This window comes from Candidatus Accumulibacter similis, assembly GCA_013347225.1.
Lineage (GTDB): Bacteria > Pseudomonadota > Gammaproteobacteria > Burkholderiales > Rhodocyclaceae > Accumulibacter > Accumulibacter similis.
The window spans coordinates 4,227,654-4,245,521 of sequence record CP054595.1 but is presented as its reverse complement, the minus strand read 5'-3'; the positions used below and the strand labels follow the sequence as shown (position 1 = coordinate 4,245,521).

Sequence of the window (17,868 nt, the reverse complement as noted above, 5' to 3'; positions counted from 1 at the left end):
CCGTTCGCCCGCTTCAGCGCCTGGCCAGCGACTGCACGGGATCGAGAAGCGCCGCGCGGCGCGCCGGCAGGACGCCAAAGGCGAGGCCGGTGACGAGCGCGGTGGCCACTCCGGCGAGCACCGCCCAATCCGGTGGCTGCGCTGGAAAGGCCGGGTACACTTGACGGATCACGGTGGCCGCGGCGTGCCCGAGGGCGAAGCCGAGCAGGGCGCCGGCCAGCGAGAGCATCGCCGCCTCGGTCAGGAAGGCGTTGCGGATCGTCGCCCGCGTTGCGCCAAGCGCTTTCAGCAGGCCGATTTCGGCCGTTCGCTGGGTGACCGAGACCAGCATCACGTTCATCACCAGGATGCCTGCGACTGCCAGGCTGATCGCGGCGATGCCGGCGACGGCGACGGTCAGCGTGCCGAGGAGGCGGTCGAAGGTGGCCAGTACGGCATCCTGGGTGATGACCGTCACGTCCTCTTCGCCTTCGTGGCGCAACCTGATGATCTCGCTGACCTGTGCCTTCGCCGGCGCGATCGCTTCGCGGCTGTTCGCCTCGACGAGGATGCGGAACAGCGTGTTGCTGTTGAACATCGCCTGCGCCAGCGCGACCGGAACGATGACCAGTTCGTCGGTATTCATGCCCAGCCCCTGGCCGGTCGCTGCGAGGACGCCGACGATGCGGAAGCGGCGATCGCCGACACGCACGAGTTGCCCGAGCGCCTCATCGCGGCCGAACAGCTCGTTGCGGATGCGCGCGCCGATGACTGCCTCCGACGCCCCGCGGCGCCAGTCTCCGGGCGGCAGGAAGCGGCCCTGGGCGAGCGTGAGGCGGCGTACGGCGATGAAGTCGGCAGTGGTGCCGGCGACCATCACCTCGCGCAGTCTGCCGCCGACGCTGATCTCCGAGGTGCCGACGGCCAGGGGCGCCACCCGGTGTACGGCGCTGGCGCGGAGCAGCGCCTGCGCGTCGTCGATCGTCAGGTCGCGCGGGGTACTGGTGATGGCGTTGCCCGGGTTGAAGCCGCCGGTCTGCGAGCGCCCGGGGAGAACGATCACCAGATTGCTGCCGATCGCCGAGAACTGGTTGAGGACATAACGCCGGGCGCCGTCGGCGAGCGCCGTCAGGACGACGACGGCAGCGACGCCGATCGCCATGGCGAGGACCAGCAGGCCAGTGCGCAGGGGGTTGCCGGTTGCCGCGTCGCGCGCGAAACGGATCAGGTCGGCAGTGCGCATGTTTCGCTCCGCGTGCCGCCGCTGCGCGGGCGATCCTGCTGCAGGCTGCCGTCCGCCATCAGCAGTTGCCGGCGCGCGCGCGCGCCAAGGGCGCCGTCGTGGGTGACGACGATCAGGGTGACGCCGCCGCGGTTGAGTTCTTCGAGCAGACGCATGACCTCCTCGCCGGTCGTCCGGTCGAGGTTGCCGGTGGGCTCGTCGGCGAGGACCAGCGCCGGCTGCATGATCGTTGCGCGGGCGATCGCCACGCGCTGGCGCTGTCCGCCCGAGAGCTGGTCGGGTCGGTGGTCGGCCCGGTTCTCCAGCCCATAGTCGCGCAGCGCCTGCCGCAGGCGTTCGCCACGTTGCGCCGGCGGGATGCCGGCGAGCACCATCGGCAGCGCGATGTTCTCGGCCGCGGTCAACCGTGGAACGAGGTGAAAACTCTGGAAGACGAAGCCGATCCGCTCGCTGCGCACGCGCGCCTGCTCGTCGGCGGAGAGTGTGGTGACGTCGCGGCCGGCGAGGCGGTAGCTGCCGCTGTCGGGGCGGTCGAGCAGGCCGAGCAGGTTGAGCAGCGTCGACTTGCCCGAACCCGACGGCCCCATCACCGCCACATACTCGCCGGCGGCAATGCAGAGGTCGATCGACCGCAGGGCGTGTACCTGGCTGTCACCGAGATGAAAGACCCTTTCGATGCGCGACAGCTCGATCAGCGGCGCCGTCATCGCTCACTTGCCGCCAGCCGCAGATGCACGCTCGGCAATGTAGGGCGCTCCCGCCTTGACCCCCGCCCGTTCGAGCGAGGTTACGACCCGCTCGCCTGCCTGCAGCCCTTCGCTGACCTCGGTGAACTCCCAGTTCGCGAGCCCGGTCCTGATCCTGCGTTCGGCGAGCAGGCCATCGGGCTGTGCCACCAGCACCCGGTTGCCCTCGAGCAGCGCCGATGTCGGCACGCGCAGGACAGAGTCGCGGACTGCCAGGATCACCTCGACATCGGCGCTGTAACCGACCAGCAGTCTGCCCGCAGCCGCCGGGTCGTTGAAGGTGGCCTCGATGTCGACGGTGCGTGCCTGCTTCTCGACTGCCGAAACGTAGGGCGCGACGCGCCTTACCGTCCCCGGGAACGAGCGCCCGGGCAGGGCGTCCAGGCTGATTCGCACCGACTGTCCGGCGCTGATCTTCGGCGCGTCCACTTCGTCCATCGGCGCCTTGATGTAGAGGCAGGAGTCGTCGATGAGGTCGATTGCCGGCGGCGTCGGCACGCCGGGAGGTGAGGGTGTCGAGTATTCGCCGACCTCACCGACGATCTTGGCGATGGTACCGGCGAACGGTGCGTAAAGGACGGTCCGTCCCTGCTCGACCCGGCTCAGCCTGACCCTCGCTTCCGTCTGCCTGAGATCCGCCTGCGCCGCCTGGCAGCCGGCGTGGCGGGCGAGCGCCTCGGTGCGCGCTCCTTCCTCGCGTGCTCCGGAGACGAAACCCTGCGCCCGCAGCGCTGTCTGCCGCGCCGCCTCACGCTCGGCGTTGGCGGCCGTGACGCAGGCTTCGTCGACGCGCCGTCGGGCGGTCGCGACCTGCGTGAGAAGCCAGGCGCTCTGCGCCTGCTGGTCGTCGTTCCAGAGCTTCATCAGCAACTGGCCCTGGCGCACGCGGTCTCCTTCCTTCACCGCCAGGACTTCGATGCGGCCGCCGGTGATCGTCGACAGGCGGGTGCGCTGACAGGCCTCGACCGTTCCCGCGCGGGTATTCGCGATGGTGGATTCGACCAAGCCACGGTCGATCTCCCGCAGCACGACGGTGACTGGCTGCGGCCTGCCTAGCCACCAGATGCCGCCAGCGATCAGCGCTGCGACAAGGAGGGCCGCGAGCAGGCGGCGGAGCAGGGGCGATGGCATGCGCGTTCTCTGCGATGGGGCTGGGACGGCTTCAGTGTCGGTGATCGGCTGCGGACCAGGTGGCTGCGCTGGCCGCCCCGCGAAAGCCTGCCATCAGGACGTGCTGTGGCGGGTCGCCGGCCGCAGTCGCGAGTTCACGGTCACTGCCGCCATTCTGCTCATCACCGGTTGCTCCGGGCGGACTGCTGCGCGGCCCTCAGCGGATGGCGCCCGGCGACGGTGCGACATTCAACTCGCGCAGGCGGGCCTGCTTGGCCTGCATCCCCTTGTTGCCCGGATCGAGTCGCAGCGCTTCATCATAGGACTGGCTGGCCAATCGCAGCAGGACGTCGCCGAGGTTCTCGCGCGCAAGCGCGTAACCCGGGTGCGTCCGGATCGCCATCTCCAGCAGCATGCGCGCGCGCTCCAACTGCTGTTGCCGGGCGTAGAGAACCGCCAGGTTGTTGTAGGGCTCGGGCAACTCGGGGTAGTCGTCGCTGATCTGCGTGAACACGGTGATGGCCTCGCTCGGGCGATTCATCTCCATCAGGATCAGCCCCTTGAGGAAGCGGCCCTGCAGTTCGCGCGGCTTGCCTGCCACGTAGGTCTCGACCTTCGCCAGCGCCTGCGGTGCCTGGCCCTGCTTCAACAGGCGCTCGGCTTCCGCCAGTTCGCTGGCGACGGCGCTGGGGATGGGGAAAGCGAAGAACAGGACGAGGACCATTGCCGGCACGGTTGCCGGCAAGAGCCTGCGAAGGATCGGGCGCATAGGGTAGGCTTTCCTGGCCAGGCAGCGGATGTCTGTCGCGTGAGGGTCGAATTCTAGCAAGAAGTGGGTATGAACCAAAGCCAGGACGTGTTCGCCGGCCGTCCCGCCAGCGCTCAGCCGGCAGAAGCGTGCCCGATCCGCTGCCGCCGCCACCTGCGGTAGACGTGTCGCGGTCCGCGGCTGGTTGCTGCGGATTGAAATTGCAGTCTGTGGAACGATGTGTTACAAGAGTGGTTTGTTGCCACTGGATCAGCCGCTCGTAGCCAGCCATGGTTTTTTCGTTCTTCAAGAAGCAGCCGGACAAGAAGATGGGGACCCGGCCAGCCGCCACTCCGCGCAGTGCCGACGAGCGTGGCACGGTTGCCGGTGCACCGGCGGAGGACAGGGTCCGGCATGCGCCGGCGGCTCCGATCGGCTTGAACCGGGCTGACCTGCCATTCGCGACACCGGTGACGAAGAGCGATGCGCCACCGCTCGATCTGAGTGAGTTCGTGTTCAGCGCCATGGAGCCGAACTTCCAGCCCGAGGTCGAGCTTGACCCGATCGATGCCGAGGCGGAAGAAGCCGCAATGCTCTACGCCAACGGCCAGGATGCTGCCGTGCGCTCGCGACTCGAGCACGCGACCCGCCTGTACCGCAGCGGCACCGGCGAGCGGCTCTGGCTGATGCTTTTCGACCTCTTTCGCGTCAGCGGGCAGAAAGGCCCTTTCGAAGCACTCGGCATCGAGTACGCGCAGGCCTTCGAGAAGTCGCCGCCGGGCTGGCAGGAGGCGGTGCGGGCCGCGCCCGTGCTGATCAAGGCCGGTACTGTCCTGTTCAAGGGCGATCTGACGGGCGACAACGAGGCCGCCTTCGCCAGCGTGCGGCAGGCGCTTGCGACCAACCAGCACCTGCGTCTCGATCTTGCCAAGGTGCGCCGGCTCGACGATGCCGGTTGCGAGCGCCTTCTATGTCTGCTGCAGCAGGCGCACAAGAGTCGGCACGAAATCGAATTGCTCAACCGCGACCACGTCGCCAGCCTGCTTGACAGTCGCGTCGTGCCGGGTCTACCGAGTGACCGTGCCTGCTGGTTGCTGCAACTCGAGTTCTGTCAGTTGTATGGTCAGCAGGAGGTGTTCGAAGAACTGGCCATCCAGTACGCAGTGAATTTCGAGATTTCACCTCCTTCGTGGGAAGCGCAGCGGGTGGCCGCCACCGGGCCGGCTCCGTTGGTGCTGGCGGCAGCCGACGACCTGATGGCCGAGGCATACGTCATCAAGGGCGAGGTCAAGTCGTCGCGCTTTGGCGATCTGCTCGCCTACTCGGCGGCGAATGATCCGGTGCTGATCGATTGTTCGCGGGTGACGAGAATGGACTTTCTCAGCGCCGGCGCCTTGCTCAACGTACTGACGACGATCAAGGGAACCGGCCGGCAGATCGTCTTTCGCCACCCGAACCATCTGGTGGCCGAGTTGTTCCGTGTCGTTGGCCTCAGGGCCGTGGCCGAGGTCGTTCTCGCGCGGAACTAGAACCCCCCCGAAGGAGCCAGTATATGGAACAGTACCACGGCACGACGATCCTGTCCGTACGCCGCGGCGACAGCGTTGCCATGGGTGGGGACGGGCAGGTGACGCTGGGCAACATCGTCGTCAAGGCGAGTGCGCGCAAGGTTCGGCGGATTCACCAAGGAAAGATTCTTGCCGGGTTTGCCGGCGGCACTGCCGACGCCTTCACCCTCTTCGAACGCTTCGAGGCAAAGCTCGACAAGCACCAGGGCAACCTCCTGCGTTCGGCGGTGGAACTGGCAAAGGACTGGCGCAGCGACCGTGCGCTGCGCCGGCTGGACGCGATGCTGGCAGTGGCGAACCGCGAGGCATCGCTGATCATCACCGGCAACGGTGATGTCCTCGAGCCCGAGTACGGCATCGTGGCGATTGGTTCCGGCGGCGCCTTTGCCCACTCGGCGGCGCGGGCCCTGGTGGAGAACAGCGCTCTCACGGCGGCGGAAGTGGTCCGCAAGTCGTTGCAGATCGCCGGCGATCTGTGCATCTACACCAATCAGAACTTCACCATCGAGGTGCTGGAGTAACCATGTCGTCGATGACGCCACAGGAAATCGTTCACGAACTCGACAAGCACATCGTCGGTCAGGGGAAGGCGAAGAAGGCGGTGGCCATCGCCCTGCGCAATCGCTGGCGTCGGGCGCAGGTGGCCGAGCCGCTGCGGCAGGAGATCACGCCGAAGAACATCCTGATGATCGGTCCGACCGGTGTCGGCAAGACGGAAATCGCTCGCCGCCTGGCACGCCTGGCGAGCGCGCCGTTCATCAAGGTCGAGGCAACCAAGTTCACCGAAGTCGGCTACGTCGGCCGCGACGTCGAGACGATCATTCGCGACCTCGTCGAGATCGCCGTCAAGAGTGGTCGCGAAAGGGCGATGAAGGGTGTCAGGCTGCGCGCCGAGGACGCTGCCGAGGATCGCCTGCTCGACGCACTGCTGCCGCCGGCCCGCGCCAGTTTCTACAATGATGCGCAGGCAGGCGACGAAGGTGCCACGCGGCAGAAGTTTCGCAAGAAGCTGCGTGAGGGGGAACTCGACGAGAAGGAGGTTGAGGTGGACGTCGCGGCGCCATCGATGCAGGCGGAAATCTTCGCCCCGCCCGGCATGGAGGAGTTGACGGCGCAGATTCAGGGCATGTTCCAGAACATCGGCGGCGGCCGGAGGAAAGCGCGCAAGCTCAAGATTTGCGAGGCGCGCCGGCTGCTGATCGACGAGGAAGCAGCCAAGCTGGTCAATGACGAGGAAGTCAAGCTGGACGCGGTGCGCAATGTCGAGCAGAATGGCATCGTCTTTCTCGACGAGATCGACAAGATCGCGTCGCGCAGCGACGCGCATGGTGTGGACGTGTCGCGCCAGGGGGTGCAGCGTGACCTGTTGCCGCTGGTCGAAGGGACGACGGTGTCGACCAAGTACGGGATGATCCGCACCGATCACATCCTGTTCATTGCCAGCGGAGCCTTTCATCTTGCCAAGCCATCGGACCTGATCCCCGAATTGCAGGGCCGGCTGCCGATCCGCGTTGAGCTCGAATCGCTGTCGGTGGCCGACTTCGAGTGCATCCTGACGCAGACCGACGCCTGCCTGACCAAGCAGTATCAGGCGCTGCTGGCGACCGAAGGGGTGGCGCTCGACTTTTCTGCCGACGGCATCAGGCGCCTGGCCGAGATTGCCTGGTCGGTCAACGAGCGGACGGAAAACATCGGTGCCCGCCGCCTGTACACGGTCATGGAGCGTCTGCTCGAGGAGATCTCATTCACCGCCGGCAAGGGAACTGGTGAACATCTTGCCATCGACGCCACTTACGTCGACGATCGCCTCGCCGAACTGGCACGAAACGAGGATCTGTCGCGCTACGTTCTCTGAGCAGGCAGGGAAGCCGGCGCGGTTGCGCCGAACTACTTGACGACGACCACCGGCAGGTCGGTGAGATGGATCACGCGCTGCGTCACCGATCCGAGAAGCAGACCGGCCACGCTTCCGAGGCCGCGTGCTCCCATGATGATCAGCCCGCAGTCGTTTTCGCGTGCGAAATCGACGATCGTCGGTGCGACCTCACCGACCAGGACGTGCTCGGCATGGCCGATTCCGGCCGCGTGAAGTCGGGCGCGGGCAGAGGCCAGCGCGGCGTCGCCCGTTTCGCGATGATAATCATGGACGACGTCGGTGCTGACGAAGCGGCTGATATCGGACGGCAGCGGGTGCTGCACGTTCAGCAGCAGGACCTCCAGTTCTTGCGGCGTGGCAAGCGCCTCGGCGATGACATGATCGACTGCGCGCAACGCCGGCAGCGACCCGTCGACGGGCAGCAACCATCGTGTGTTCAAGTGGGATCTCCTCGGTCAACGGTCGCCGCCTTGGCGGTGGCCAGTCCATCATGGGCAACCCGGGCATGCCGTCGCTGGGCCAGCCACTTGCCGGCCACGACCACCAGCAGGGCGCCAGCGCCGGATGCGATGGAGGTGCTGTGCGGGACGACGTCTCGCCAGTGCACGGGGAATCCGGGGTCTGTGAGCAGCATGCCGCCGCCGATCCAGCCGAGCAGGCCGCCGCCGGCGGTGATCACGACCGGAAAGCGATCCATGAGGGTCAGCACCAGCTTGCTGCCCCAGACGACCACCGGGATCGAGACGGCGATGCCGAAGACGACCAGGACGATCGATCCGTGTGCTGCGCCGGCGACGGCGATGACGTTGTCCACGCTCATGACGGCGTCGGCGACGATGATCGTCCTGATCGCTCCCAGCAGCGTGCTGCTGCTCTGCACGTTGCCGTGCGCGTCCTCGTGCTCGGGCAGGATCAGTTTGATGCCGATCCAGAACAGCAGCAAGCCGCCGACGATCTTCAGGTAAGGGACGGCGAGCAGCTGCAGGGCGAAATAGATCAGGACGACGCGCAGGGCAATGGCGCCGAAGACGCCCCAGAAGATGCCCTTGTTGCGTTGCGCCTCCGGCAGCCGGCGGCAGGCGAGGGCGATGACCACCGCATTGTCGCCGCCGAGCAGGATGTCGATGGCGATGATCTGCAGGACGGCAATCCAGAAAGCGGGCGAGGCGAGGTCGGGCATTGCGGGACTCTCCTGTCAGAGCAGTTCAAGCGGTGGCGAGCCGCCGCCGGCATGGGCCGACGCACGGCCCTGAACCGCCGTCTGCCCCAGTTTCGCGAGCACCTTGTTGGCCTCGCGGAGGCGTTCGAGGAGCTTGACGAGCAGCACCTTGTTGAAGCGCTCGCGCACTTCGTCCGAACTGAGGCCGAGGGCCGAGCTGTTGATCTCCAGGAAGCGGGTGGCCTCGAGGGTGACCACCGTTGCCCGGCGGTGGTCGTCTGTCGGGTGCAGGAAGGCCATTTCGCCGACGACCTCGCCGGGGCCGAGGCGGCAGATCACCCGGCCGTTGGCAGAAACCTCGACAAACCCGTCGACGATGACGCCGAACTTGCGATGGTTTTCGCCTTCGCGTATCAGCGTCACCTTTTCCGAGAGTTCACGCCAGACACTGATGCGCAGGACCTCCCACAACTCGATGTCCTCGAACTCGGCGAAAAAGTCGACTTTGCGCAAACGGTCGAAGTGCGCCAAATCCTGCTGCGTCTGATCCTCTTCCTGCATCTGGTAACGCACCGCTGACAGATCCTTGGCGAACTCGGCGCCGTTGCGATAGCGGCTGTACAGATCCTTCTCGAGCGCCTTGCGGATGATCGGATCGAGGCCCGGCGGCAGATTGGGGTTCAGCGCACAGACCGACGGGGCGTCCATGTTGACGATCTTGTACACCAGCGTCGCCGGGTTGTTGGCGCGAAAGGGCAGCCGCCCCGTCAGCAACTGGAACAGCAGGACGCCGAGCGAGTAGAGGTCGGTCTTGTGGTTGAGCGGGTAGTTCTTGACCTGTTCCGGCGACATGTAGGCCGGCGAGCCGACGCCCATGACGAAGGTCGAGTCCTGGCTCATGTCCTTGAGGAGATTGAGGCCGAGTCCGAAATCGGTGATCTTCGGATTGTCGTTGGCGTCGATGAGGATGTTTGCCGGCTTGATGTCACGATGGACCACACCTTGGTGGAGTGCGTGGTCGAGGGCCAGGCAGCACTTGAAGATGATGCCGATGACCCGATGCATCGGCAGCAGTTTGTTGATCGTGCAGAACCTGTCGAGCGCGACGCCATCGACGAACTCCATCACCAGATAGGCCTGGTCGGGTTCGACCACGGCGTCGAAGATCTTGACGATGTTGGGATGATTGAGCCGGCGACCGATCGAATCCTCGGTCTGGAACAGCTTGCGCAGGCGACGCGACATGGCTGCGTTGTCGTCGTCGAAGCGAATCAGCTTGATGGCGACATGCCGGTCAAGGCGAGGATCACGCGCCAGATAGACGACGGCGGTTGCCCCTTTGCCCAGCGAGCGAATGACCTCGTACTTTCCTATCTTCTGCAGCATACGGAGCCCGGCGACCGACAAAAGCGGAATGCTAGCAGCAGAAGCGCTCCTTGCAGCAAAAAAATCCTGGCCCGTTGCCTGTTGCTGCCGGAATGCGGCGCCACAAGGCTTGAAATTCGACGGCACGCCCCCAGATAGCAGTTCGTTTTCCCGGAGATGAGCATCCATGCACACCAACGACGCAGTACCTGAGGAACCAACCGTTGCCGCAGCGGCCGCCGCGGCAGAGGCGCCTGCGGTCAGCGAAGCGCCCGCTGCCGAGCTGCCGCAGGCAGAAGATGATGGCGCCGTCCTGCAGGAGGAATTGCAGCAGGCGCGCCAGAAGGCAGACGAGTACCAGGATTTGTGGCTGCGCGCCAAGGCGGAAACCGAGAACGTGCGGCGGCGAGCGCAGGAGGATATCGCCAAGGCGGCGAAGTTCGCGATCGATCGTTTCGCTCGCGAGTTGTTGCCGGTGAAGGACAGTCTCGAAGCGGCGCTGGCGACTGAAGCGGCAACGGTCGAGAGCCTGCGCGCCGGCAGTGAGTTGACCCTGAAACAACTGGTCGCGGCGTTCGAGAAATCGTCTCTGACCGAGATCAACCCGGTTGGCGAGAAATTCGACCCGAACCGGCATCAGGCCATCAGTGTCGTCGAGTCCGCCCAGGAAGCGAACACGGTGGTCACCGTTCTGCAGAAGGGCTATCTGCTCGCCGAGCGCGTGTTGCGTCCGGCGCTGGTCATTGTCGCCAAGGCGGCGTCTTGAAATACGCCGGGTGACCCCCACCTGAGAAGGCATCTCGGGCATTTCGTCTGCGGGCGACGGTGCAATCAGGAAACAAGAGCATACTGAAAGGATTCAAGAATGGGAAAGGTAATCGGCATCGATCTCGGGACGACCAACTCGTGCGTCGCCGTGATGGAGAATGGCAAGCCGAAGGTGATCGAAAACTCGGAAGGCGCGCGCACGACACCGTCGATCGTCGCCTACGCCGAGGATGACGAGGTCCTGTGCGGTGCGCCTGCCAAGCGGCAGGCAGTAACGAACCCGAAGAACACCCTGTACGCGATCAAGCGCCTGATCGGCCGGCGCTTCGAGGAGAAGGAGGTACAGAAGGACATCTCGCTGATGCCGTTCCGCATTCTCAAGGCCGACAATGGTGACGCCTGGGTCGAGGTGCGCGGCAAGAAGATTGCGCCGCCGCAGGTCTCGGCGGAGGTCTTGCGCAAGATGAAGAAGACCGCCGAGGACTATCTTGGCGAGGAGGTGAGCGAGGCGGTGATCACCGTTCCCGCCTACTTCAACGACAGCCAGCGGCAGGCAACCAAGGATGCCGGGCGGATCGCCGGGCTCGAGGTGAAGCGGATCATCAACGAGCCGACGGCCGCTGCCCTTGCCTTCGGCATGGACAAGAAGCAGGGCGACAAGAAGATTGCCGTCTATGACCTCGGTGGTGGCACGTTCGACATCTCGATCATCGAGATTGCCGAGGTCGAAGGCGAGCACCAGTTCGAAGTCCTGTCGACCAACGGCGATACCTTCCTCGGTGGCGAGGATTTCGACCAGAGGCTGATCGACTACATCATCGAAGAGTTCAAGAAGGAGACCGGAGTCAACCTCAAGGCCGACGTGCTGGCGCTGCAGCGTCTCAAGGATGCAGCGGAAAAGGCCAAGATCGAACTGTCGTCCGGGCAGCAGACCGAGATCAACCTGCCGTACATCACTGCCGACGCATCGGGTCCGAAGCACCTGACGCAGAAGATCACGCGCGCCAAGTTCGAGTCGCTGGTCGATGATCTCGTCGAGCGGACCATCGAGCCCTGCCGCATTGCGCTGAAGGACGCCGGCTGCCGCATCGGCGACATCAACGACGTGATTCTGGTCGGTGGCCAGACGCGGATGCCGAAGGTCCAGGACAAGGTCAAGGAATTCTTTGGCCGCGAGCCGCGGCGTGACGTCAACGCCGACGAGGCGGTGGCGGTCGGTGCGGCGATCCAGGGTGGTGTCCTGCAGGGTGAGGTCAAGGACGTTCTGCTGCTCGATGTGACGCCGCTGTCACTCGGCATCGAGACGCTTGGTGGCGTGATGACCAAGCTGATCAAGAAGAACACGACGATTCCGACCAAGGCGACACAGGTCTTCTCGACCGCCGACGACAACCAGTCCGCAGTCACCATCCACGTCCTGCAGGGTGAGCGCGAGATGGCTGGCGGCAACAAGAGTCTGGGCCAGTTCAATCTGTCGGACATCCCGCCGGCACCGCGTGGCATGCCGCAGATCGAGGTCACCTTCGACATCGATGCCAACGGGATCCTGCATGTGTCGGCGAAGGACAAGGCGACTGGCAAGGAGAACAAGATCAAGATTCAGGCCTCTTCCGGGCTCAGCGAGGATGAGGTGCAGCGCATGGTGCGCGACGCCGAACTGCACGCCGAAGAAGACCGCAAGGCACACGAGCTGGCGGAAGCACGCAACCAGTGTGACGCCATGATCCACACCGTCAAGAAGTCTCTTGCCGAATATGGCAAGGAGCTTGCCGACAGTGAGAAGGCGACGATCGAGAAGGCGATCAAGGATGCGGAAGAGGCGATTCGCGGCAACGACATCGACGCCATCAGGGCGAAGAGCGAGTCCCTCGGAACGGCTGCCCAGAAGCTTGGCGAGAAGATGTACGCCAAACAGCAGGAGCAAGCGGCTGGAGCGGGTGGCACGGGCGGCGCGGCAGGTGCGACCGGCGAAGCGAGAAAGGACGACAGCGACGTCGTTGATGCCGAGTTCACCGAAGTCAAGGACCGGAAGTAGGCTGTAGTCTGCAGGGGGGGGGCGTATAATCGCGCCTCCCTTCGCCCGCCCCCCAAAGTGCTCACGAACCAATGGCAAAACGCGACTATTACGACATTCTGGGCGTCAACCGTGACGCCGCCGATGAGGACATCAAGAAGGCCTACCGCAAGCTGGCGATGAAGTTCCATCCGGATCGCAATCCGGACAATCCCAAGGCTGAGGAACACTTCAAGGAAGCAAAGGAAGCCTACGAGATCCTCTCCGATCCCGACAAGAGGGCTGCCTACGACCAGTACGGCCATGCCGGAGTGGACCCGCAGGCGGGGATGGGCGCGGCCGGTGCCGGCGGTTTCTCCGATGCCTTCGGCGGCATCTTCGACGAGATCTTCGGTGGGCGGCGTGGCGGTGGCGGACGTTCGAACGTCTATCGTGGTGCCGACCTGCGCTACAACCTGGAGATCAGCCTCGAGCAGGCGGCCTTCGGGACGGAAACCAAGATTCGCATCCCGACCATGGAGGCCTGCGAAGCCTGTCACGGCAGCGGTGCCAAGGCGGGAACGCAGCCGAAGACCTGCCCGACGTGCCAGGGCAGCGGCCAGGTTCGCCTGCAGCAGGGATTCTTCTCGATTCAGCAGACCTGCCCCAAGTGTCATGGTACCGGCCGCTACATCGCCGACCCCTGTGGCGCTTGCCATGGGGCCGGTCGGGTCAAGCAACACAAGACGCTGGCGGTGAAGATACCGGCCGGCGTCGATGAGGGCGACCGGATTCGGTTGTCGGGTGAGGGTGAGCACGGCATCAATGGCGGTCCTGCGGGAGACCTGTACGTCCAGATTCACCTCAAGCCGCACGCCGTCTTTCAGCGCGAGCAGAACGATCTGCACTGCGAGATGCCGATCAGCTTCACGACGGCAGCTCTCGGCGGCGAAATCGACATCCCGACTCTCGACGGCGCGGCGAAGATCCGCGTTCCTGCCGAGACACAGTCGGGAAAGGTGTTCCGGCTGCGTGGCAAGGGGATCAAGGGCGTGCGCAGCAACGCGCATGGCGATCTGCTTTGCCACGTGGTCGTCGAGACGCCGGTTCATCTCACCGAGCGACAGAAGGAACTCCTGCGCGAACTCGAGGATTCCAGTCGGGACAACGCCGGTCATCACAACCCGCGCGCCAAGTCGTGGATGGATCGCGTGCGCGACTTCTTTGCCGCGACCTGATCGGTCGTCAACAAGTCCTGGCGCGCAGGCAAGGATGCTGGGCGCCAGCGAGCGCACGGCGCGATCGCACGCGCATCGGTACGAGCAGTGGCCCACGCCTGACATCGCGTGCCGCCCACCGTCACCTGGGTGTCCGACTGCCGATGGGCGGCAGCGGATGAGCGAAGCCGCACGATCGGCTGGCCGTCGCTTCTTCCACACACTCCGGACTCGGCGCGCGCGCCTTGTGTCGCAAGGCGATTTGGCGCGTGTAAGCACGGTGTCAGTTTGTATCGCCATTCTCCGCGCGTGGCCGGGGTCGTCGCTGCGCGGTTGCGGCCAGCGCGTCACGCGGGGAGGACGGCATGAAACTCGTCAGAGCACTGTTGTTGGTTGTCCTGAGCTGGGCCGGTTGGGTTGCAGCGGGCGAGGTCGGGGTCACCGACAAGAGCATCCTGATCGGCATGACGGCGCCGTTTTCCGGTCCCAGCGGCCCTTACGGGCTGGACATGAAGATGGTCATCAACGCCTATTTTCGCCAGCTCAACGAAGCCGGCGGCGTGCACGGCAGGAGGCTCGACCTGCGCAGTCTCGATGACGGCTACGAGACCGAGCGGACAGTCGCCAACACCAGAGCGCTGATTGCCCAGGAGCAGGTCTTCGCGCTGCTGGCGTTCTACGGCTCGAGCCCGACCACGGCGGCAATGGACGAAGTCTTCGGCGCCGCCAGGGTGCCACTGGTGGGAACGATCTCCGGAGCAGACTCGCTGCGCCAGTCGCCGCGTGACCATCCCAACAATCGCTACATGTTCAACGTCCGCGCGAGCTACGCCAACGAGACCGAGGCGATCGTCAACCAACTCGTCTCGCTCGGTTTCAAGAGCATCGCCGTCTTCTACCAGAACGATGGCTTCGGCAAGTCGGGGCTCGAGGGAGTGCTGGCGGCGCTCAGGAAGCACAACCAGATGCCGTCGGCGGTGGCCACGGTCGAGCGCAATTCCGCCGATGTCAGCGGCGCCGTGCAGACGATCGCCAGGGCGAATCCACAGGCGGTGATCATGGTGACCCTCTACAAGGCCAGTGCCGCCTTCGTCCGCGAGATGAGGAAGGCGAAACAGAATCCGCAGTTCATGACCCTGTCCCCGGTAGGCGCCGACCTGCTGGTGGAGGAACTGGGGAACGAGGCGCGTGGCATCGGCATCTCGCAGGTGATGCCTTACCCATGGAACGACACGCTGCCGATGGTGCGCGAGTACCAGAAACTCCTGGGCAAGCAGGGAAAACCGTCGTACTACGGGATCGAAGCCTACGCCATGGCGAAAGTGCTCGTCGAGGCGCTGCGCAAGGCGGGCAAGGAGCCGACGCGAGAGAAACTCGTCGCAGCGCTGGAGGGCATGCAGAATCACGACCTTGGCGGCTACCGCGTCAGCTATTCGCCGACCGACCGGACCGGTTCACGCTTCGTCGACCTGACGGTCATTGGCAGCGGTGGGCGGGTGCTGCGCTGACTCGATGAACTCGGCGTCGGGCGGAAGCGCTTGCTGAGCGCAGGGCGCTTGGCGCCGCCCTGGCCCCGGGTCAGGCGCGGCGCCAGCTCGTTCCCTTGGCGCCGTCCTCGAGGACCACTCCGGCAGTCAGCAGTTCGGAGCGTATGCGATCCGCCTCGGCGAAGTCCCGACGCTTCTTGGCGGCAGCACGTTCGGCGATCAATGCTTCGATCGCCTCGACCGTTGTCTCGGTGCCGTGCGCCGGGGATGCCTGCAGGAAGTCCTGCGGTTCACGGCCGAGCAGTCCGAGCAGTCCCGCGAGTGCGCGCAACTGGCTGGCGAGCGGCGCCGACCGGCTGCGATTCACCTCTGCCGCGAGGTCGAACAGCACTGCACAGGCTTCCGGAGTGTTGAAGTCGTCGTTCATTGCCGCCGCGAAACGCGCTGCGTGCGGCTCGTTCCAGTCCACTGCCGCCGCCGCTGCCACAGGCACCGCCTTCAGTGCGGTATAGAGTCTGCTCAGCGCGTGCCGGGCATCGTCGAGGTGCGCGTCCGAGTAGTTCAGCGGGCTGCGATAGTGTGCCCGCAGGATGAAGAAGCGCAGGACTTCGGCATCGTATTGGCGCAGGATTTCGCGGATGGTGAAGAAGTTGCCGAGCGACTTCGACATCTTCTCGTCATCGACGCGGACGAAACCGTTGTGCATCCAGTAGTTGACGAAACGGCAGCCGTGCGCCCCCTCGGACTGGGCGATCTCGTTCTCGTGATGCGGGAACTGCAGATCCTGCCCGCCGCCGTGGATGTCGAAGTGCGCCCCGAGCAGGTGCGAACTCATCGCCGAGCACTCGATGTGCCAGCCCGGGCGGCCGTCTCCCCACGGCGAGGCCCAGCAGGGTTCGCCTTCACGGGCGTGTTTCCAGAGCACGAAGTCGAGCGGATCCTCCTTCGCGCCGTCGATGTCGACGCGCTCGCCGGCACGCAGGTCGTCGAGCGACTTGCCCGAGAGCTTGCCGTAGCCGGGGAAGCGGCGCACCGAGAAATTGACGTCACCGGCCGGCGCACGATACGCCAGACCGTTCTTTTCGAGTCGCTGGATCAGGCTCAGCATCTGCGGTACGTACTCGGTGGCGCGCGGTTCGTGGTCCGGCTTGGAGACGCCGAGCGCGGCCGCGTCCTCATCCATGAAGCGGATGAAGCGGGCGGTCAGCTCGCCGATGGTTTCGCCGTTTTCCATGGCCCGGCGGATGATCTTGTCGTCGATGTCGGTGATGTTGCGCACGTAGCAGACCTGCAGCCCGCTCGCCCGCAGCCAGCGCTGCACCATGTCGAAGACCACCAGCACGCGCGCGTGACCCAGGTGACAGTAGTCGTAGACGGTCATGCCGCAGACGTACATCCGCACCTCGCCCGCAACGATGGGGACGAATTCCTGCTTGTCTCTGGTCAGCGAGTTGTAGATTTTCAGCATCTTCGGGTCTGCGGGAGGGTGCCGTGGGTGGCTGGCAGCGGCGGAGGATTTTGGTTTGGCCGGACTTCTTGCTAGAATCGTCCGGTTTCCTGCCTTCCGACCGAGCGTGGCCCAGTATACCATATCGATGCGTCCGAGCCTTCTGCCAGCCATCCGCTCCCTGTTGCTCGCCTGGGCGCTCGCCGGGGTCGTCCCGGCTGCTCTCGCGGACGACCTCGCCGAGGCGCAGCGACTGCTGAAGGAGGGGCAGCAGGCGGCGGCACTGGAACGGATCGAGGACCACCTGGCGAGCAATCCGGGCGATGCCCGCGGACGTTTCAGCAAGGGCCTGATTCTCGTCGAAATGGGGCGTCCCGCCGACGCGATGACCGTCTTCAGCAAGCTGATCGAGGACTATCCCGAGTTGCCGGAGCCGTACAACAACCTGGCTGTCCTCTACGCCCAGCAGAAGCAGTACGACAAGGCGCGAACGGCGCTCGAGATGGCGATCCGGATCCAGCCGAACTACGCCACCGCCTACGAGAATCTCGGCGACATCCATGCGCGGCTCGCCGGTCAGGCCTACGAGAAGGCGTTGCAGATCGACCCGGCGAGGAAAGCCGCGCGGCTGAAGCTGTCGCGCATGCGCGAAGCCGGCAGTGGCAGCCTCGGCGATGCCGGCCCGGGTGCTTCGCGGCTGTCGGACGCAGCGGTCGCCGGCAAGGCAGACCGGGTGCCCGCGGTGGCCGGCGACGCTGACGAGAAGGAAGTGGCGAGGACGATCGAGGCCTGGGCCAGGGCCTGGTCACGCAAGGACGCGAAAGCGTACTTCGCACACTACGCTGCCGACTTCCGCGCGCCGCGCGGCATGACGCGCAAGAGCTGGGAAGAGGGGCGCCTGCGGCCGATGCGCAAACCCGGCCGACTGCAGGTCGAGGTCGAGGACATCCGGGTGGCTTTCGCTGACGGCAAGGCCACCGTGCGTTTCCGGCAGACCTTCTCTTCGCCGGCGCTGACCTCGACGGTGGCCAAGACTCTGGTGCTCGTCAGGTCGGGCGGACGCTGGCTGATCCAGGAGGAGCGTGTCGGCTGATCGCGGTGCGCTGCGCCGACCGTCCGGCACCGCGTCCGACCATGTCGTTTTCGCTGGCAGCAGTGGCGG

16 protein-coding genes are annotated in these 17,868 nt (G+C 65.3%); 8 read left to right on the top strand and 8 right to left on the bottom strand.

Features of this window, described 5'->3' with window-relative positions; genetic code table 11:
* Positions 1 to 13: 13 nt before the first annotated feature.
* The 4 genes from HT579_18715 to HT579_18700 form a co-directional block, all read right to left on the bottom strand.
* A complete protein-coding gene (locus tag HT579_18715) occupies positions 14 to 1,222 on the bottom strand; it encodes an ABC transporter permease (GenBank protein ID QKS30772.1) in 1,209 nt (402 codons plus the stop codon).
* On the bottom strand, positions 1,204 to 1,929 hold the full coding sequence (locus HT579_18710; protein ID QKS30771.1) for an ABC transporter ATP-binding protein: 726 nt from the start codon (positions 1,927 to 1,929) through the stop codon (positions 1,204 to 1,206). Before HT579_18710 ends, HT579_18715 begins: the two co-directional genes overlap by 19 nt.
* 3 nt (positions 1,930 to 1,932) lie before the next feature.
* Positions 1,933 to 3,099: an efflux RND transporter periplasmic adaptor subunit gene (locus tag HT579_18705; GenBank protein ID QKS30770.1), complete on the bottom strand. Its 1,167-nt coding sequence runs from the start codon at positions 3,097 to 3,099 to the stop codon at positions 1,933 to 1,935.
* 196 nt (positions 3,100 to 3,295) lie between these two features.
* Positions 3,296 to 3,847 carry a tetratricopeptide repeat protein gene (locus tag HT579_18700; GenBank protein QKS30769.1) on the bottom strand — a complete coding sequence of 184 codons (552 nt, stop codon included), beginning with the start codon at positions 3,845 to 3,847 and terminating at the stop codon, positions 3,296 to 3,298.
* Positions 3,848 to 4,116: 269 nt separating this feature from the next.
* Between HT579_18700 and HT579_18695 the strand changes: the two genes are divergently transcribed.
* The 3 genes from HT579_18695 to hslU are packed head-to-tail and all read left to right on the top strand — an operon-like array spanning position 4,117 to position 7,249.
* Positions 4,117 to 5,355: an STAS domain-containing protein gene (locus HT579_18695; GenBank protein ID QKS30768.1), complete on the top strand. Its 1,239-nt coding sequence runs from the start codon at positions 4,117 to 4,119 to the stop codon at positions 5,353 to 5,355.
* A gap of 23 nt (positions 5,356 to 5,378) precedes the next feature.
* Positions 5,379 to 5,915: an ATP-dependent protease subunit HslV gene (gene hslV, locus HT579_18690; GenBank protein ID QKS30767.1), complete on the top strand. Its 537-nt coding sequence runs from the start codon at positions 5,379 to 5,381 to the stop codon at positions 5,913 to 5,915.
* A gap of 2 nt (positions 5,916 to 5,917) precedes the next feature.
* Entirely contained in the window at positions 5,918 to 7,249 is a 1,332-nt protein-coding gene (gene hslU, locus HT579_18685; protein ID QKS30766.1) for an ATP-dependent protease ATPase subunit HslU, read from the top strand.
* 32 nt (positions 7,250 to 7,281) lie between these two features.
* Here the strand turns inward: hslU and HT579_18680 are convergent, their stop codons facing one another.
* Genes HT579_18680 through HT579_18670 form a run of 3 tightly spaced genes read right to left on the bottom strand, consistent with a single transcriptional unit; the run spans position 7,282 to position 9,815 of the window.
* Entirely contained in the window at positions 7,282 to 7,710 is a 429-nt protein-coding gene (locus HT579_18680) for a universal stress protein (GenBank protein ID QKS30765.1), read from the bottom strand.
* Entirely contained in the window at positions 7,707 to 8,450 is a 744-nt protein-coding gene (locus tag HT579_18675) for a TerC family protein (GenBank protein QKS30764.1), read from the bottom strand. The genes HT579_18680 and HT579_18675 overlap by 4 nt, the downstream gene beginning before the upstream one ends.
* Before the next feature lie 15 nt (positions 8,451 to 8,465).
* On the bottom strand, positions 8,466 to 9,815 hold the full coding sequence (locus tag HT579_18670) for a protein kinase (protein ID QKS30763.1): 1,350 nt from the start codon (positions 9,813 to 9,815) through the stop codon (positions 8,466 to 8,468).
* A gap of 166 nt (positions 9,816 to 9,981) precedes the next feature.
* Here HT579_18670 and grpE point away from each other — a divergent pair, with 166 nt between their 5' ends.
* The 4 genes from grpE to HT579_18650 all read left to right on the top strand — a co-directional run bounded on the left by grpE (position 9,982) and on the right by HT579_18650 (position 15,280).
* Positions 9,982 to 10,560 carry a nucleotide exchange factor GrpE gene (grpE, locus tag HT579_18665; protein QKS30762.1) on the top strand — a complete coding sequence of 193 codons (579 nt, stop codon included), beginning with the start codon at positions 9,982 to 9,984 and terminating at the stop codon, positions 10,558 to 10,560.
* 99 nt (positions 10,561 to 10,659) lie between these two features.
* Complete coding sequence (dnaK, locus tag HT579_18660) at positions 10,660 to 12,597, top strand: molecular chaperone DnaK (GenBank protein QKS30761.1); 1,938 nt, start codon at positions 10,660 to 10,662, stop codon at positions 12,595 to 12,597.
* A 71-nt stretch (positions 12,598 to 12,668) separates the two neighbouring features.
* Positions 12,669 to 13,793, top strand: a complete 1,125-nt coding sequence (gene dnaJ / locus HT579_18655) for a molecular chaperone DnaJ (GenBank protein ID QKS30760.1) — start codon at positions 12,669 to 12,671, stop codon at positions 13,791 to 13,793.
* A gap of 344 nt (positions 13,794 to 14,137) precedes the next feature.
* Entirely contained in the window at positions 14,138 to 15,280 is a 1,143-nt protein-coding gene (locus HT579_18650; protein ID QKS30759.1) for an ABC transporter substrate-binding protein, read from the top strand.
* A 70-nt stretch (positions 15,281 to 15,350) separates the two neighbouring features.
* On the opposite strand, the gene HT579_18645 is transcribed toward HT579_18650, so the two are convergent.
* A complete protein-coding gene (locus tag HT579_18645; protein QKS30758.1) occupies positions 15,351 to 16,727 on the bottom strand; it encodes a cysteine--tRNA ligase in 1,377 nt (458 codons plus the stop codon).
* Positions 16,728 to 16,854: 127 nt separating this feature from the next.
* Between HT579_18645 and HT579_18640 the strand changes: the two genes are divergently transcribed.
* Complete coding sequence (locus HT579_18640) at positions 16,855 to 17,799, top strand: tetratricopeptide repeat protein (GenBank protein ID QKS30757.1); 945 nt, start codon at positions 16,855 to 16,857, stop codon at positions 17,797 to 17,799.
* Positions 17,800 to 17,868 lie beyond the last annotated feature (69 nt).

Bases quoted from the DNA above. Each gene is read 5' to 3' on its own strand.
- hslU (QKS30766.1), top strand. From the start codon at position 5,918: ATGTCGTCGATGACGCCACAGGAAATCGTTCACGAACTCGACAAGCAC.
- HT579_18705 (QKS30770.1), bottom strand. From the start codon at position 3,099: ATGCCATCGCCCCTGCTCCGCCGCCTGCTCGCGGCCCTCCTTGTCGCA.
- HT579_18710 (QKS30771.1), bottom strand. From the start codon at position 1,929: ATGACGGCGCCGCTGATCGAGCTGTCGCGCATCGAAAGGGTCTTTCAT.
- HT579_18675 (QKS30764.1), bottom strand. From the start codon at position 8,450: ATGCCCGACCTCGCCTCGCCCGCTTTCTGGATTGCCGTCCTGCAGATC.
- dnaJ (QKS30760.1), top strand. From the start codon at position 12,669: ATGGCAAAACGCGACTATTACGACATTCTGGGCGTCAACCGTGACGCC.
- HT579_18715 (QKS30772.1), bottom strand. From the start codon at position 1,222: ATGCGCACTGCCGACCTGATCCGTTTCGCGCGCGACGCGGCAACCGGC.
- grpE (QKS30762.1), top strand. From the start codon at position 9,982: ATGCACACCAACGACGCAGTACCTGAGGAACCAACCGTTGCCGCAGCG.
- HT579_18640 (QKS30757.1), top strand. From the start codon at position 16,855: ATGCGTCCGAGCCTTCTGCCAGCCATCCGCTCCCTGTTGCTCGCCTGG.
- HT579_18670 (QKS30763.1), bottom strand. From the start codon at position 9,815: ATGCTGCAGAAGATAGGAAAGTACGAGGTCATTCGCTCGCTGGGCAAA.
- hslV (QKS30767.1), top strand. From the start codon at position 5,379: ATGGAACAGTACCACGGCACGACGATCCTGTCCGTACGCCGCGGCGAC.
- HT579_18645 (QKS30758.1), bottom strand. From the start codon at position 16,727: ATGCTGAAAATCTACAACTCGCTGACCAGAGACAAGCAGGAATTCGTC.
- HT579_18700 (QKS30769.1), bottom strand. From the start codon at position 3,847: ATGCGCCCGATCCTTCGCAGGCTCTTGCCGGCAACCGTGCCGGCAATG.
- HT579_18650 (QKS30759.1), top strand. From the start codon at position 14,138: ATGAAACTCGTCAGAGCACTGTTGTTGGTTGTCCTGAGCTGGGCCGGT.
- dnaK (QKS30761.1), top strand. From the start codon at position 10,660: ATGGGAAAGGTAATCGGCATCGATCTCGGGACGACCAACTCGTGCGTC.
- HT579_18695 (QKS30768.1), top strand. From the start codon at position 4,117: ATGGTTTTTTCGTTCTTCAAGAAGCAGCCGGACAAGAAGATGGGGACC.